This is a genomic window from Nitrosomonas sp. (assembly GCA_016703745.1).
Taxonomy (GTDB): domain Bacteria; phylum Pseudomonadota; class Gammaproteobacteria; order Burkholderiales; family Nitrosomonadaceae; genus Nitrosomonas.
In genome coordinates this window covers 1,013,987-1,029,031 of record JADJBK010000006.1, presented here as the reverse complement: position 1 = coordinate 1,029,031, position 15,045 = coordinate 1,013,987, and the positions used below count along the sequence as shown (strand labels likewise).

Annotated in this window: 15 protein-coding genes, 1 tRNA gene and 1 pseudogene; 6 read left to right on the top strand and 11 right to left on the bottom strand. The window is 50.9% G+C overall.

Annotated features, from left to right (window positions below; genetic code table 11):
- Positions 1-2: 2 nt before the first annotated feature.
- Entirely contained in the window at positions 3-1,109 is a 1,107-nt protein-coding gene (locus tag IPG31_05850; protein MBK6617903.1) for an S-(hydroxymethyl)glutathione dehydrogenase/class III alcohol dehydrogenase, read from the bottom strand.
- Positions 1,110-1,237: 128 nt separating this feature from the next.
- Here IPG31_05850 and IPG31_05845 point away from each other — a divergent pair, with 128 nt between their 5' ends.
- From IPG31_05845 to xerC, 4 genes and pseudogenes are all read left to right on the top strand, one after another.
- The gene (locus IPG31_05845) at positions 1,238-1,663 is read left to right on the top strand and encodes a hypothetical protein (GenBank protein MBK6617902.1); all 426 of its coding nucleotides are present in this window, start codon (positions 1,238-1,240) and stop codon (positions 1,661-1,663) included.
- A 46-nt stretch (positions 1,664-1,709) separates the two neighbouring features.
- Entirely contained in the window at positions 1,710-2,879 is a 1,170-nt protein-coding gene (locus tag IPG31_05840) for a UbiH/UbiF family hydroxylase (GenBank protein MBK6617901.1), read from the top strand.
- 81 nt (positions 2,880-2,960) lie between these two features.
- The gene (locus IPG31_05835; protein MBK6617900.1) at positions 2,961-3,689 is read left to right on the top strand and encodes a DsbC family protein; all 729 of its coding nucleotides are present in this window, start codon (positions 2,961-2,963) and stop codon (positions 3,687-3,689) included.
- A gap of 126 nt (positions 3,690-3,815) precedes the next feature.
- A pseudogene (gene xerC, locus IPG31_05830) lies at positions 3,816-3,917 on the top strand (tyrosine recombinase XerC).
- 42 nt (positions 3,918-3,959) lie between these two features.
- Here the strand turns inward: xerC and IPG31_05825 are convergent.
- The 5 genes from IPG31_05825 to IPG31_05805 form a co-directional block, all read right to left on the bottom strand.
- Complete coding sequence (locus IPG31_05825) at positions 3,960-4,823, bottom strand: DUF302 domain-containing protein (protein ID MBK6617899.1); 864 nt, start codon at positions 4,821-4,823, stop codon at positions 3,960-3,962.
- 60 nt (positions 4,824-4,883) lie between these two features.
- Positions 4,884-5,495 carry a transcription elongation factor GreB gene (greB, locus tag IPG31_05820; protein MBK6617898.1) on the bottom strand — a complete coding sequence of 204 codons (612 nt, stop codon included), beginning with the start codon at positions 5,493-5,495 and terminating at the stop codon, positions 4,884-4,886.
- A 71-nt stretch (positions 5,496-5,566) separates the two neighbouring features.
- A complete protein-coding gene (locus tag IPG31_05815) occupies positions 5,567-5,800 on the bottom strand; it encodes a hypothetical protein (GenBank protein ID MBK6617897.1) in 234 nt (77 codons plus the stop codon).
- A gap of 338 nt (positions 5,801-6,138) precedes the next feature.
- Complete coding sequence (locus tag IPG31_05810; GenBank protein ID MBK6617896.1) at positions 6,139-7,602, bottom strand: catalase; 1,464 nt, start codon at positions 7,600-7,602, stop codon at positions 6,139-6,141.
- A 151-nt stretch (positions 7,603-7,753) separates the two neighbouring features.
- The gene (locus IPG31_05805) at positions 7,754-8,014 is read right to left on the bottom strand and encodes a hypothetical protein (GenBank protein ID MBK6617895.1); all 261 of its coding nucleotides are present in this window, start codon (positions 8,012-8,014) and stop codon (positions 7,754-7,756) included.
- A 407-nt stretch (positions 8,015-8,421) separates the two neighbouring features.
- On the opposite strand from IPG31_05805, the gene IPG31_05800 reads away from it, so the two are divergent.
- Positions 8,422-8,784 carry an HNH nuclease family protein gene (locus IPG31_05800; GenBank protein ID MBK6617894.1) on the top strand — a complete coding sequence of 121 codons (363 nt, stop codon included), beginning with the start codon at positions 8,422-8,424 and terminating at the stop codon, positions 8,782-8,784.
- Positions 8,785-8,906: 122 nt separating this feature from the next.
- Here IPG31_05800 and IPG31_05795 read toward each other — a convergent pair whose 3' ends face one another.
- From IPG31_05795 to IPG31_05780, 4 genes are all read right to left on the bottom strand, one after another.
- On the bottom strand, positions 8,907-9,989 hold the full coding sequence (locus IPG31_05795) for a glycosyltransferase family 2 protein (protein MBK6617893.1): 1,083 nt from the start codon (positions 9,987-9,989) through the stop codon (positions 8,907-8,909).
- A gap of 105 nt (positions 9,990-10,094) precedes the next feature.
- Positions 10,095-11,774, bottom strand: coding sequence for a DNA repair protein RecN (gene recN / locus IPG31_05790; protein MBK6617892.1), 1,680 nt, complete (start codon positions 11,772-11,774; stop codon positions 10,095-10,097).
- A 5-nt stretch (positions 11,775-11,779) separates the two neighbouring features.
- Entirely contained in the window at positions 11,780-12,670 is an 891-nt protein-coding gene (locus IPG31_05785) for an NAD kinase (protein ID MBK6617891.1), read from the bottom strand.
- Positions 12,671-12,696: 26 nt separating this feature from the next.
- Entirely contained in the window at positions 12,697-14,136 is a 1,440-nt protein-coding gene (locus IPG31_05780) for a DUF4139 domain-containing protein (GenBank protein MBK6617890.1), read from the bottom strand.
- A 20-nt stretch (positions 14,137-14,156) separates the two neighbouring features.
- Here IPG31_05780 and IPG31_05775 point away from each other — a divergent pair, with 20 nt between their 5' ends.
- Entirely contained in the window at positions 14,157-14,297 is a 141-nt protein-coding gene (locus IPG31_05775) for a hypothetical protein (GenBank protein ID MBK6617889.1), read from the top strand.
- A 228-nt stretch (positions 14,298-14,525) separates the two neighbouring features.
- Here IPG31_05775 and IPG31_05770 read toward each other — a convergent pair.
- A tRNA-Asn gene (locus tag IPG31_05770) sits at positions 14,526-14,601 on the bottom strand.
- Between the last annotated feature and the right edge of the window lie 444 nt (positions 14,602-15,045).

The window sequence follows — 15,045 nt, the reverse complement described above, 5'->3', positions numbered from 1 at the left end:
AATCAGTAAACAATAACGGAACGGATCGATTGGCCAGTTTTCATCAGCTGGAAACCTTCATTGATATCTTCCAGTTTCAGCGTATGCGTAATCAGAGGGTCGATTTTAATCTTGCCCTGCATGTACCAGTCTACAATCCTGGGAACATCCGAGCGTCCCCTGGCGCCGCCAAAGGCCGAACCTTCCCATTTTCTGCCGGTCACCAGCTGGAACGGGCGTGTGCTGATTTCCGCACCTGCTGCGGCAACACCGATGATGATGCTGCGCCCCCAGCCCTTATGGGTACATTCCAGCGCCTGCCGCATGACATCGGTACGACCAATACATTCGAAACTGTAATCGACTCCACCCCCCGTTATTTGTACGATAGCGTCAACAATATCCACCCCCTCATGGGGATTGAGAAAATCGGTCATACCAAATTCCCGCGCCAGTTGCTCACGTTCTGGATTGATATCAATCCCGATGATGCGGTCTGCGCCAACCATGCGCGCACCCTGGATGACATTCAGGCCGATACCGCCCAATCCAAAAACAGCCACATTCGCGCCAGCCTCCACCTTGGCTGTGAAAACCACCGCACCGATACCGGTAGTTACCCCGCAGCCGATATAGCAAACCTTGTCAAACGGCGCATCGTTACGAATTTTGGCAAGAGCGATTTCAGGAACGACAATAAAATTGGAAAACGTCGATGTTCCCATGTAATGCAGGATGGGTTTGCCATGCAGCGAAAAACGCGATGTACTGTCCGGCATCAACCCGCGTCCCTGAGTGGCGCGTATCGCCTGGCACAAGTTGGTTTTGCGCGACAGGCAGAACTTGCATTCCCGGCATTCCGGCGTATACAGCGGAATAACATGATCGCCCGCTTTGAGTGATCGGACATTGGCGCCCGTTTCAACCACGACCCCCGCACCTTCATGACCGAGAATAGCGGGAAACAATCCCTCGGGATCCGCCCCGGACAAGGTGTAATAATCGGTATGGCAAATACCGGTCGCCTTGATTTCAACCAGCACCTCGCCTGCTTCAGGTCCGGCGAGATCAACTTCTTCGATCGTCAGTGGCTGACCCGCTTGCCAGGCGACTGCGGCGCGTGTTTTCATGGTGAATTATCCTTAATTGTGAATGGCAAACTGATGTCACTCAGAGCGTAAATAGAGAGAGGGGGGTAATGGTAACAAGGATTCAGGTAAAATTTGCCGGTCCGCTCCTCTTTTTTTGAGAAACTGCCTTGTCTGAATTAAATGTTCAACTTTATCCGTCCCGGCAGGTTGTCTGGATAATGGTAATGGCACACAGTTTTGCTGCGGTGGCGATTTTACCCGCAATCCAGAATTATCCGGTGGTGATCACCATCGCCACCATCGTACTGTTAGTGAGCAGTCTTGGTCATACCTTATGGCGTCATGCCTGGTTGCGGTCAGCGCAATCCGTGGTTGCCCTGCGCCTGACAGGTAAACACGTCTGTCAGGCGCGTCTCCTGTCAGATGATTGCCTGGATTACGTGATTGATAACGGTACGTTTGTGGCACCTTATCTGACGGTGCTCTGTCTGAAAACCAATCGTTACCTTCAGCGTCGCACGGTCGTGATTCTGCCGGATGGTATCGATCCTGAATCGTTCAGGCAGTTACGCGTGTGGTTACGCTGGAAGTAATGCGTTATCCTGTCAGCCAGATTAAATACCAGGAATGGATTCCATCATGAAATTTGATGTTGTCGTAATCGGAGGAGGGCTGGTGGGGGCGAGCCTGCTGGCGGCGTTGAGACATACCGGCCTGAAACTTGCCATTATCGAAGCGAAACCGCCGATACCGCTCCCGGGTGATGATAATTGGGATAGCAGAATCTACGCCATCAGCCCCGGCAGTGCCGAATTTCTACAAAAAATAGGGGTATGGCAGCAACTGCCGCACAAGCGGCTTGCCCCGGTTTATAAAATGCAGGTACATGGAGATGATCAGACATCCAGGCTGGAATTCAGCGCCTACGAGAGTGGTGTGCCCGAGCTTGCCTTCATTGCCGAGAACCGTGAGCTGCAGCATGCCATTTGGGATAGATTGACTGCTGCAGACCGGCATGTACACATTTTTTGTCCCGCACAATGTGCGGCGATCGAGTGGCATCATTCCCATGCGGAAATCACGCTGACAGATGGCGTCTGTCTGCAGGCTTCGCTGGTGGTCGGTGCGGATGGCGTCAATTCCTGGGTACGGGAGCAGGCGGGTATTCGTAGTGAGCGGCAACCCTATTTTCAAACGGGTGTCGTCGCCAATTTTGAAACTGAGTATTCCCACCATCACACCGCATATCAATGGTTCCGGCGAGATGGCATTCTGGCCCTGCTACCGTTACCTGACAAACGGGTGTCAATAGTCTGGTCGGCCAATCAGCTCAAGGCGGAGGCGTTGCTTGGTTTGTCCGATGATGCATTGGCCGAACAGGTTGCTCTTGCATCCAACCATACGCTGGGAAAATTATCGCTCATCACGAAAGCAACGGGTTTTCCGCTGAGTGCCGTGCGAGTGAAATCATTGGTCAAACCTGGAGTGGTATTGATCGGCGATGCGGCGCATGGCATCCATCCGCTGGCAGGGCAGGGCGTGAATCTGGGATTGCGTGATGCACGAGAACTGGCTTTGCTCCTCGAACAATTTGCCGGGCTCGGTAGTGGGGGTGGATATCGAATCCTCCAGCACTACGCGCGTCATCGCAAACAGGATATTGCCGCGATGCAATGGGTAACAGATGGCCTGCAGAAGCTTTTTGACAGTGAACAGGCCACCCTGATCCGGTTAAGAAATCTGGGTTTCGAAATGACCAATCGAATACCATTATTAAAAAATACGCTCATGCAGCATGCGTTGAACTAAGCACTAACCAGCAATATTTCGCATCACACTAAGTTACCCGTTACTTTATTCGTTTTACTCGACATTACCTGGAGAATTTTTATGTCATTATCGTTGCGTTTATTTGCCCTGTTTGTGCTCTTTGGTTTGCTGATGAGTGGATCTGCCATTGCGAATGAAGCAAATCTGAGGAAAGCGCTGCAGGCGCACTTCCCGGGCAGTGAAATTGAAAGCCTGACCCAAACGCCCTATCAGGGGTTGTACGAAGTGGTCATCGGTGGCGAGGTTTTTTATACCGATGAAAAAGCTGATTATTTTTTCATGGGGCACATGGTTGATACCAAAACCCGCAACAGCCTGACCAGTGAGCGCATGCAGCAAATCCGCGACGCACGCCGTATCGCCATCGATTCCCTGCCGCTGCAGCATGCCCTCAAAACTGTCAAGGGCAAAGGGGAGCGTAGTTTGGTCGTCTATTCCGACCCGAATTGTCCTTATTGCAAAAAACTGGAGGCAGAGCTGGCCCAGGCTGAGAACATCACCATTCACACTTTGGTATACCCGATTCTGAATGGTTCGATGGATACCGCTACGGCGATCTGGTGTGCACCGGATCGCGTCAAGGCATGGGATGATTTCATGCTCAGAGCGGTCAAGCCTAAAGCCGGGGAATGCGAAACTCCGTTGAAAACCATTCTCGAATCCGGTCAACAGCATCGCGTCACCGGCACGCCCACCCTGATTTTTGCAGATGGCTCGATTGTCTCTGGAATGATTCCACTGGCGGAAATTGAAAAGCGGCTTGATCAGCAGCCAGCCAAGACCAAATAAAAGACCGGAAATTACGCCTGGTTGTTTTTGTGTTTCCCGCCGGATGATGACGGCGGGCTGAAGGATTCCACTGAGATTGTGCGGTAACGGACAGACAGGATGTCCCGTTCCTCAATGTCGTTGGATGGTCATGCCAGCATCTGCAGCACACAGGTTTATACCCATCTGGATTTTCAGTATTTGGCTAAAACCTATGATCTGGCGCGCCCACGCGCCAGAAAAAAGTAACGAGCAGGCTGCTCTACCGCCCCTGAAACTGAACCCGCCCGTTCAAGGCGCGGGCTGTGCTGCCTGGCTGGCAAAGTTGGCCAGGGCACGGGCGATATTCGCAAGTATTTCATCAAGTCCCTGAATATTATGACGGCTGCCAATAAACTGTGGATCGTTGTAAGTGATGAAGACTTTGCCCTGCCGGTCTTCCCAGATCAGAAACTTGAGCGGCAGATCAATGCCGATGGTCTGCCGGTTTTGCATCAGCCGGGTACCGACAGTTGGATTACCGAATATCAGGAGTTGCGTCGGACGCAGACGTCGTTGATGCGCGGTCTGGGCAATCGCCTGATGGTCGATGGTCGGCAAGACGCCAAATCCGGATTCCGCGAGCAAAGTACGCAACGTGACGACTGTAGCTTCGACCGATTGGCGACTCTCAACGCTCACCAGGCCATCTTCGACCGGACCGAATTGGCTCAATCGCTCAGTCACCCGGCGCAGGAGTTGATCGCGCGGCACGATCCGATGCCGATCGGCGAGATATCCCGACGGGTTATAGCTCAATTGAATCTCCCCGGACGCGGCCTCCCAGACAAGAATCTTCTGTGGCAGATCGATGGCGGTGGTCTGACTGCGCTGAATAAGGCGTGTATCGACCTTTGGATCGGTGAACAGGATAACGGTGGTCGGGCGTAGCGGCAAAGACAGCTCCGCCGCTGCGGCTGCGTGATCGATGACACGGACAATCTGCATTCCCTGGGCTTTAAGTGCAGCGGTAATCTGCGCAACCCCCTCCGTTACTGTTGCTGCATCTTGAAAATTGAAGGATGAATCAGCCGTATCGCTCGCCATGGCCATGGGCATTGGCCCATAAAAAACCGACAATACAAAAGCGATGAGTAATCTACGAGCGTTATTCATGGTCATTCTCCTAAAAAAGCTTCGACAAGCTGGTGTTATATTCAGAAAGCATCTGCCATGTCAACTGTTTTCTGGCTTGCTGCCTGATGAAGAAGGCGGGCTGAAGGGTTCCATCGGGATCGTGCGGTAATGGACGGACAGGATGTCCAGTTCCTCAACGCCGCCGGGCGTGCGTAGCGTGACTGTATCCCCTTCCTGCGCGGAGAGGAAGGCACGGGCGACCGGTGATATCCAGCTGATATAACCTTTGAACGGATCGATTTCATCCACCCCCACGATCGAAACCGTTTTTTCCTCACCGGCCTGATTGGCAAAACACACCGTTGCCCCAAAAAAGATGCGCTGACAGTCGTCGCGCGGCGCGGCCGGATCAACCACCTCCGCGCAATCCAGCCGTTTCGACAAAAAACGCAAGCGGCGATCGATCTCCCGCAGCCGCTTTTTGCCATAGATATAATCGCCATTTTCGGAGCGATCCCCATTACCGGCTGCCCAGGAGACGATTGCCGTCACCTCGGGACGCTCCTGGTCGAGCAGCCAGCGATATTCCGCCGCCAGGCGGGTGTACCCATTCGGCGTCATGTAATTTTTGCCACCAGGTGGTAGCGGTAATACTACATCCTCATCGCCGTCATCCGGCTGGTCGGATTCCCTGATAAAAGCTTTGTTCATGAAGAAAATGGGAGGCAGGTCATGATTTGTAAAGGACTCGTATTGTTTTAACCTAAAAGCAGTTTTCAGGTTTAATCGAATGTTAGCATTGATAGAGAGAGTGTGATGAGAAGGAGGTGAAGAGGTGGTGATGTAATAGCCGGGATTGACGGGATTGACGGGAATGGCAGAGTGGCAGAAATGGGATCGGGTTGGGGTGACGGGATTGCGCCCATCACCTCTCCCACACCACCAGACATGCGGTTTTCCGCATCCGGCGGTTGAACCTGGTGACTTACAATGTCACGAAATCTGATGGAACCCATGGTCCCCAACGTTTCAACCTGCTTTTGTTCAGTACCGTTTGCAACATAGGGCAACGGGCCAAACGCCAGACACCAACCGAATTACTGGCTTGCCTCAAATGATAAGATTTGGCATCAAGCCGCCGCAGTGCATTTTGTCGACCTTTACGGTTGTGCCAGCGTTGCCAGAAGTATTTACGCATATGCCTGCGCATCCAGTTTGCCAAATATATTCATCTCAACCCTTTTCCTTTCTTTTGGGCATGCGCTTCTTCGCTTTAGGCTCACGGCAAGTCATTACTGTTACTGTCACCGTAAATGCACCGTAAACGTGTCACCGTAAACTTTGCGTTCGCAGATTATTTCCTGATGCCACCGATGGCAATACCCAGCGCTTGGGCAACGCCTTCGCCATAAGCCGAATCAGCTTTCAGACAGTTGGCGATATGGCGTAGCTGGATTGCTTCGGGTACACCGTTCATTGCGCGGGCAGTGTTTTCGGAGAGAGTCTGTCGCTGTTCGGAATTCATCAGCCGGAACAGGTTGCCGGGCTGAGAATAGTAATCATCGTCATCTTCACGGTGATTCCAGTGATCAGCTGCACCATCGAGCCCAAGTGGCGGCTCTTTGGCGTTCGGCTGTTCCTGCCATTCTCCGTAACTATTGGGTTCGTAACCAATCGTTCCGGCATAATTGCCGTCGATCCGCATCTGACCGTCACGATGGAAAGCATGGTAAGGACACTGCGGATGATTGACCGGAATCTGATGATGGTTCACGCCGAGACGGTAACGCTGCGCATCGCCATAGGAAAAAAGGCGCCCCTGGAGCATCTTGTCCGGCGAGAAGCCAATCCCGGGAACGACATTTGCCGGATTAAATGCGGATTGCTCGACTTCGGCAAAATAATTTTCCGGATTACGATTCAGTTCCAGCGTACCTGCATCCATGAGCGGATAGTCCTTGTGCGGCCATACTTTAGTCAGGTCGAATGGATTGAATGGCGCATGTTGGGCTTGCTCCTCGGTCATGATTTGAATTTTCATGTCCCATTTAGGGAAATCACCTTTTTCGATGCTGTCGAACAGATCCCGCTGATGGCTTTCGCGATCCCTGCCAATGCGTTGCTCGGCTTCCAGATCAGTGAGGCAGCGGATGCCCTGCCGGGTCTTGAGATGAAATTTCACCCAGCTTCGTTTGCCCTCACCATTGATCAGGCTGAAGGTGTGGCTGCCAAAGCCATGCATGTGGCGATACGAAAATGGAATGCCTCGGTCACTCATGGTGATGGTGATCTGGTGTAACGCTTCGGGCAGGAGTGTCCAGAAATCCCAGTTGCTTTGCGCGCTGCGCAGATTGGTCTTCGGGTCGCGTTTCACGGCGTGATTGAGATCAGGAAACTTGAGCGGGTCGCGCAGAAAAAAAACGGGCGTATTATTGCCAACAAGATCCCAGTTGCCTTCCTCGGTATAGAATTTGATAGCGAATCCGCGAATGTCGCGTTCCGCATCGGCAGCGCCACGTTCTCCGGCGACTGTTGAGAATCGCACAAAAACTTCGGCTTTTTTGCCGATCTGCGAGAACAGTTTTGCTCTGGTGTGTTCTGTGATGTCATGCGTCACGGTGAACGTGCCATAGGCGCCGGAGCCTTTTGCGTGCATTCGGCGCTCCGGGATCACCTCACGGTCAAAGTGAGCAAGTTTTTCCAGAAACCAGATGTCCTGCAGCAACTGAGGGCCGCGTGGTCCAGCAGTCATCACATTTTGGTTATCCGCAACCGGTGCGCCAGCCGTGGTGGTCAGCTTTTTCTTTTCGCCATTCATCTTCATTCTCCTTGCATTCCGGGTTATAAATGCGTTGGTTCAGGTCACATCTTAGTAAACTTTATTGAATTTTAGCTGCGCCGGACTGAATATCCATAATGATAAATGGTTAGTATTTGACATAAATTCAGTTACGTCAAATCAGGTGGTATCAGTTATCTTGCTGCAAATACCGTCTATAGCAGACGACGAACAGAAACAATGGCGACTGGGTCAGCGCGTAAGCACTCACTATCAATCGATTACGGTCACAGTTTACTGGTTCTACTTCGTCAGGTTGCTCCAGAACCACTTTTCGTCGGGCGAAAGACTGTTCGGCACTGAGTCTCCTCTGATGCCGCTTATGAATAATTTCAGCCAGATCATTAATGGATGGCATCGGCCACTGGCGGCGCACTTGATAATTGGCCATGCCACATTTACTTTATGAAAGCTGCGTTCTATAAAAAATCATTGCACGCATACTTGCGCCCGTTTCTGCAACGGTGTTTCAAGTGGCGTGCCGGATAAACAGTAACCTGATCAATTACTTCTCTCGAAAATCTTGTAAAATCCAGATGCTGCGAAAAAACGTAGCAAGATCATGGAAGAATGACAATGGCGATGAATAAAATTCGGCTTCAGGCAGGTTTGTTTTTGCATGAATTTCTACGTTAATATGGCACAGAAGCACAATGTGAAGCGGCTTTGTTTGCTGCGAAGTGACCACATGGCTGGAGATGCTTGTATTGCGAAGGAGCGCGAGCGGGTTTTGCATATGAAGCACTCAAATAATGGTCGAAACTAATCAGGAAAACCTTTACCTAAAGGAGCGCTGTAATGACCGACAAAGAAATCAGTAAACTGGATGCTGCTCTTCTGGCGGCACGTCAACATGCGGAAAAACGTGCCAAGGGTTATCGGGAACAAGCCTTGAAATTATTTCCCTGGATATGTGGTCGCTGTGCGCGGGTGTTTGATCATAAAAACTTGCAACTACTGGAAGTTCATCACAAAAACAGCAATCATGACGATAACCCTCCGGATGGCAGTAATTGGGAATTGCTGTGTACTTACTGTCATGAGAATGAGCACTCAAAGATCAAGGACTCAATGGGGCGCGCTGATAATCACTCTACTTTGCCAGCATCCACTTTTAATCCGTTTGCCAATCTGAAGGATCTGCTCAAGCAGAAAAAATAGCTATAGCGGCAGTTGCGCACTTCTCCCAAAAAGCAATTTAAGAAATCGATGGGGGAGGTTGATAAGGTATGGAGCGGGTAGTCACGTTGGAAGAACAATCCATCAAATTTGTTTCTTGAAAGCTATGAACTTTGCCACTGCCAGTAATACACTCGATCCGGTCGGGGCACTGGCGCGGACAGGCGCGCAAAATAGGTTTTTTCGTGTAGCCGCCGAAATAGGGATGCATCAACTTCAGCCGCAGAACCGCTGCCGAAGCAACCTACCGCAGGAATCAGCTGTGGTGATGCACCGATTTCCAGCAACCAGGCGTTGCGCAGTTCGACGGGAACCGGGAAAATCAGTTTTTCCTGGTTAGCAAGGATCGATTCAATGTGTGGCACTTTGGCAGGTGGCAGACGCGTATTGAGTGCGTTGATCAGCTGAAAGCGTTTATCGCTGTGCAGGTGTTTTTGCTGATAAGCTGGCCAGCCTTGAGCGATCAGTTCATCTTTGGTGTGCGAATGCTCATAATAATGCAGACATCCCGCACCGGGTTCCAGATAAAGCCGGTAGCCGCGTTTCTTTAAACGGCGCATCAGATCAGTGTCTTCCCAGTACAGAAAAAAACGCGGGTCAAATAAACCACCGCTGCGCAGAATTGCTTCGCGGCGGATCAGCATATGCCCGCCGGATAATGCTTCAACTGGAATGGCGGTGGTGCACGTCCAGGCCCGCAATGCTTTTTTCCGGACGTGAAGTGATGGATATGCAGACAAACGCGGAATCGCTCTGGAAACGGCTTCCCGGAAAAAGCCGGATAGCGATGGGTAGATACTCGGCGGTATCAAAAACTGGCAGCCATCGTCCCAGTATACGCGCGGTCCGACCGCCCCGGCATCCGGGTGATTGGCCAGGCTGTCAGCGAGTTTGGACAGTGCGCCGGGCAGCAGGCGGGCATCTGGGTTGAGTAACAATATGAATTCGCCGCTGGACTGCGCGAAAGCCAGGTTGCAGGCGCTGGCGAAGCCGGTGTTTTCCGGATTACGGATATGCGTGACTTCACCGGGTAATTTCGCGTTCAACAGAGCATGTTCGGAGTCGTTCACGCTGTTGTCGACGACAATTATTTCGGGCTTGTCAATAACCTGTTGTGCGGCTACGGAAGCGACAGCGTCGAGTGTATGCCGGGCGGTCAGATAATTAACGAGAATGACAGAGATCATGGGTTTTCAGATTTGGCTGTGAGGTACAAAATTGAATTTTTCTCACCCAGAAGCCTGTCAGGTGTTTTTTTAAATATGGGAGGCGAGTAGTTACGAAAATTTAGCCTATTTGAGTGCAGCATGATCGCCAAGCATCTCCTTGGCGTGCTTGCGTGTGGTGGCAGTGAGTTTTTCACCTCCGAGCATTCGCGCAATCTCGTCGATTCTTCCAGCCTGATCAAGATGATGAATTCGACTGATCAGTGTCTGATCAGCCTGTTGCCCATTTTTTTTGGATACCTGCCAGTGATGATCACCCATTGCCGCTACCTGCGGCAGATGCGTGATGCACAGAACCTGTCGCGTTTCTCCCAAAACTTTGAGTAATTTTCCAATTTTTTCTGCAACGCTACCGCCTATACCGGCATCGACCTCATCAAAAATCAGCGTAGGTGCCATTCCAGCCTGGCTGGCGATAACCTGGATAGCCAGACCAATTCGTGATAATTCTCCACCGGAGGCTACCTTGTGCAATGGCCGCAATGGCATGTCTTTATGTGCGGATACCTGAAATTCAATTTGTTCCAGACCAGATTGATTGCCGGGTGTCACCGGGTGCAACGCCACCTGAAAACGGCCACCTTCCATCGCCAGCATTTGCATGTTTTCGGTTACCCGTCTGGCCAGACTGGTTGCAGCCTCGTGTCGTTTATCACTCAGTTGTTGCGCAAGCTGCGTATATTCCTGCTGGGCAACCTGTTCGGCATCTGCCAGCGCAGTCCCATCTGCCCGGATTTCCAGGTTAGTCAGCTGCTGCGTGGCGGCCGCCAGCAATTCCGGCAGTTCCTCCGGATGGACGCGATATTTTCTGCTGACGCCATGTATGGCCAGAAGGCGCGCTTCGATCGCTTCCAGGCGCTGCGGATCAAGATCCAGGTGCTGCTGATAATGTCTGAGTTCATAAATGACGTCCTGTAGCTGCGCTTCTATCGATTGCAGTTGTTCGCTGATCGGCGCAAGCGTGCTGTCAATCTCAATTACGGAATGCAGACGGGTACTGACGCGATCAATTTGCGTGAGAGCGGCCATTTCATTTTCCGACAGCGATTCGAGGGAAAACTGAGCGGCTTCCAGTAGTTTTGCCGTATGCGCCAGACGGTTATGATCTCCTTGCAGCCTCTGCCAGTCTTCAACTGAAAAATTGAGATCGGATAGTTCCTTGACCTGCCACGTCAACTGCTCCCGCTCCCCGGCGTCGCGGCTGCTGTTCCTCTCCCAGTCAAGCCGCTGCTGACGCACGATTTGCCAATGCTGATAAGCGCTGGCAACTTGCTTTACAAGCCTGGTTTCACCGGCCCAGCCATCCAGCAATTCTGCTTGTTGCGGGATGCGCAGCAAGGTTTGGTGTGCATGTTGACCGTGAATATCGATCAGCCACTCGCCTGCCGTGCGCAGTTGCTGCAAGGTGCCCGGCATGCCATTGATGAAATTACGGGAACGGCCGCTGGTATCGATGACTCTGCGCAGCAAGCAACTGCCTGCCTGATCATCCAGTGCATTTTCCTGCAACCATTGCTGCAAAGGAGGGAGGTTACGGATATCAAATTCCGCACTGATTTCCGCCCGCTCGCAGCCATGTCGAATACGCTGCACATCTGCACGTCCACCCAGCAGCAGTTCCAGCGCATCGATCAGGATGGACTTTCCTGCACCGGTTTCACCGGTCAGTACCGTAAACCCGGATTGAAAGTCGAGCTTGATCTCGTCGATCAATACATAATCACGAATGGACAAGTGAAGCAACATGATAGCTATTCGATGTTATTGTGTTGCAGGATTCCACTCCAGCCCAGTTTTTCACGCAGCATCCGGTAATAGCTGTGATGGGTAGAGTGTAATATTCTGATGGTCTTTGGATGGCGCCGGATGACAATCTGATCCTGCTCACCGAGATCAAACCATGAGTGGCTATCGGCATAAATTTTGGTTTCAGTCGCGCCATGCAGTTTGATCTTGACCACGGCATCTCCGCCTACTACGATGGGACGATTACTTAGTGTGTGTGGACAAACCGGCACCAGCGCCATCAGATCCAGTTTAGGATGCAGGATTGGCCCGCCAGAAGACAGAGCATACGCTGTTGATCCGGTTGGGGTGGCCACGATCAGCCCGTCGGAACGCAAAGCATATCCATACTCATTGTCGATCAGTACCTCGAACTCAATCATGCCGCTGCTTATTCCTCGATGCAGCACCACATCGTTGAACGCCAGCTCCTTAAACACGATTTCCGTCTCGCGAGACACTTCTGCTGCCAGCAGCATACGGTTTTCCACAATGAATTGACCGGTTAGCATCGCGCTGAGCGTGGCCTGCATGGTATCAATCGTGAGATCAGTCAAAAATCCGAGCCGACCCTGATTGATGCCCACCAGTGGTACATTGTAGTCAACCAGTGTGCGTGCAATATTCAGCATGGTGCCGTCGCCCCCCAGCACAATGGCCAGGTCTGCCTGCTGGCCAATTTCATTCAGTGTCAAAACGGGAAATTCAACTTTTTCTATCTCGATGACTGTCAATGCATCCAGCACTATATTGAATCCCTGTCCGGCAAGCTGCCGCGCGAGACCGAGAAGCGGCGCGGTAATATCACGGTTTTTATATTTACCGATTAATGCGATAGTCTTGAAAAATGCGGTCATCTTCCGGAGTGATCCGTCAGTTAATATTAAAAAAAACGAACACGGACACGATAGCTTAAAACTGTTTCTTGATTGGCAGGGACATCAATCCGCCATTGTGCCAGATTGGCAGCCGGTTGAGTGTGGGGCAGGGAGGTTTCGATCATGGTCCAGTCACCCGGGATCGGTTCCTGTACCTGTATGGCGACCGCTTCATCGAGGGCATTGCGAATCCGAATCTGATAGGCTGTTTCAATGTGGCTTTGTGGCGCCGAGGCCAGCTGACGGAATTCAGTTTGAATTTTGTCGGCGGTAATATCGAATGCATTACCCAGGTGCAGACTAACCCGTTCATTTTTTGCAGTATGCCCGATGCGATCCTCGCCGACAAATTGTGCGTGACCTCGTGAATCCCGTTTGTATGTACGGATGATGCCCTTAGGGAGCGGAATACCCAATCCTTTTCCCTTGTTATCAAAATTGATCGAGACAGCCGGGTGCAATTTACGCCCGATCTCACCATATTTTCCAGAAAAATAATACTCCTCGCCTCGAAGCCAGTATTCCTTGTCAATCGCAATACCATTGGCTGACAGCAAACCCACCTGCTTGGTTTGATTGTCTGCAAGCGTGGTTGCGCTCGGCAGACTATAGAGGTGATAGGCAAACAGGGATTCTCGCTCCATCGCAGGTGCCATTTCCATCATGCTGGCAATTGCCATGGATTTTGCTCGATGCGGTGGATCAGGCTGAACCTGATTAATCTCCCCGGCAACCAGCTGCAGCTGTGCATTCTCATAGGCAATCCCGCTGTGATTGACCAAAGTCACCAGACCGTTTATTGCCAGAAGACTGTCATCGGCATTGAGTTCAGCCACATAATCCGCCCGCCAGGACAGACCCGAGGTCAGATATGACAATTCCAGATCATGACTGCCTGCCAGTGAAGTAGTGAGTAGTAGTGATAGTGTGGGTTGATCGCGCAAATGGCTCGGCACATCCGGAAAGGCAATCCGCCCCGGCAGGCCGGTTTCGATGCGATCAGCGAATTTGAGTACGACTCCCTGGCTGGTGGCAAGCACCGTCGCATCTTCGCGTGTTTCTTCACCCGTAGCGGCATTGGTACGAATAATAGCAACGCTTTTGCCCAGATATTTTTCTAGCAGCTTTTGCGGCGTTAACAGATCAAAATCAAAATTTTGCTCTGTTAAGCTTAAATTTGCTGAAGACGTTAGATTGCGCAGCAACGCAGTTTCCGGGCGCATTTGCGCCGATACTTCCCGCCATGCCAGCCGATTTTCACCCTGATCGAGCTGGATTGTGCGTTTCTCTTTGATCAGTGCGAGATTCTCATTGTAAATCGTTAGCATCACCTTGCCTTGATCCCGGTGTGTACTTGTCTTTTCTGCTAAATTTGTGGCAAAACACAGATTTGCCACAGTAAAAAAAACGGTAGCAAAAAAAGCAAGTTGCAAATATTTCATCATAGATATCTCCAGTATGATGGATGTTTCCAGAAATTCCTCATGCGGTTTCGTGTGGAAAATTGACTGCCCAGCATCATCCTGATTACTTCATGGCAGGTTTGCCAAAAAATGATGTTGAAGTTATTTATCATACCGTGGTATTTCTACAGTTGGCAGGATAACCGGCAATGCTTATCGATATAAGGTGGAAGTAACTTCATTCTGACCGAGGGGAAACCGGGTTAGTCAAATCCATGGATTACGACGTAGCAGGGGGCGGGTTGTCTGAGATGATAAAGCCAAAACGAGTCAGCGACCTGATCCAGCGAAGCGTATGCGTTGTCGCGGATGTGCTGGGTAATCAACGGAGTAATCCGGGTAATACTTATTGCTGCAACGGAATAATAAATTGGCTCCCCGACCAGGGCTCGAACCTGGGACCTGCGGATTAACAGTCCGTCGCTCTACCAACTGAGCTATCGGGGAATAGGAAGGAGGCAATTTGAATGAGTCGGGATATTAGCTTGTTAACCTGTTTTGGTCAACTCAATTTAATATTTAGCACATTTCATGCCATATTTTTAGATATATTAATTTAACCTGTTTGTTTGATTTGAAGTGCTGATGAAAATTCGTAGACAATGTGAGATGTGTAAAAAATTCCGACATTTTTGTCAGCTCGAATTGGAAGCTTTGCTCTTGATGAGAGTCAGGAATGGCTCTTGAATATGAAGGAAAATATCGGATATAAAGGCTTTCAGTAGAAGACCCGAGGAATCCGTAGAAGTGTTAAATAAATCGACAAACGGTCGGGAATTTACAAAACTTGAGTCTGAGCGGTAGAAAAGCATGCGGATTCGGAATGTACTTCTGCAAATCAAATGTTATCTTCCTGACTTCCTGTTGTCATTCTGTTCGTTTCATCTAAAA

What these genes read in the sequence shown, in the direction of transcription:
- IPG31_05800 (MBK6617894.1), top strand. Translation starts at nt 8,422, where the DNA reads ATGACCGACAAAGAAATCAGTAAACTGGATGCTGCTCTTCTGGCGGCA.
- greB (MBK6617898.1), bottom strand. Translation starts at nt 5,495, where the DNA reads ATGAACAAAGCTTTTATCAGGGAATCCGACCAGCCGGATGACGGCGAT.
- IPG31_05835 (MBK6617900.1), top strand. Translation starts at nt 2,961, where the DNA reads ATGTCATTATCGTTGCGTTTATTTGCCCTGTTTGTGCTCTTTGGTTTG.
- recN (MBK6617892.1), bottom strand. Translation starts at nt 11,774, where the DNA reads ATGTTGCTTCACTTGTCCATTCGTGATTATGTATTGATCGACGAGATC.
- IPG31_05775 (MBK6617889.1), top strand. Translation starts at nt 14,157, where the DNA reads ATGTTTCCAGAAATTCCTCATGCGGTTTCGTGTGGAAAATTGACTGCC.
- IPG31_05780 (MBK6617890.1), bottom strand. Translation starts at nt 14,136, where the DNA reads ATGATGAAATATTTGCAACTTGCTTTTTTTGCTACCGTTTTTTTTACT.
- IPG31_05795 (MBK6617893.1), bottom strand. Translation starts at nt 9,989, where the DNA reads ATGATCTCTGTCATTCTCGTTAATTATCTGACCGCCCGGCATACACTC.
- IPG31_05825 (MBK6617899.1), bottom strand. Translation starts at nt 4,823, where the DNA reads ATGAATAACGCTCGTAGATTACTCATCGCTTTTGTATTGTCGGTTTTT.
- IPG31_05840 (MBK6617901.1), top strand. Translation starts at nt 1,710, where the DNA reads ATGAAATTTGATGTTGTCGTAATCGGAGGAGGGCTGGTGGGGGCGAGC.
- IPG31_05810 (MBK6617896.1), bottom strand. Translation starts at nt 7,602, where the DNA reads ATGAATGGCGAAAAGAAAAAGCTGACCACCACGGCTGGCGCACCGGTT.
- IPG31_05815 (MBK6617897.1), bottom strand. Translation starts at nt 5,800, where the DNA reads ATGGGTTCCATCAGATTTCGTGACATTGTAAGTCACCAGGTTCAACCG.
- IPG31_05805 (MBK6617895.1), bottom strand. Translation starts at nt 8,014, where the DNA reads ATGGCCAATTATCAAGTGCGCCGCCAGTGGCCGATGCCATCCATTAAT.
- IPG31_05785 (MBK6617891.1), bottom strand. Translation starts at nt 12,670, where the DNA reads ATGACCGCATTTTTCAAGACTATCGCATTAATCGGTAAATATAAAAAC.
- IPG31_05850 (MBK6617903.1), bottom strand. Translation starts at nt 1,109, where the DNA reads ATGAAAACACGCGCCGCAGTCGCCTGGCAAGCGGGTCAGCCACTGACG.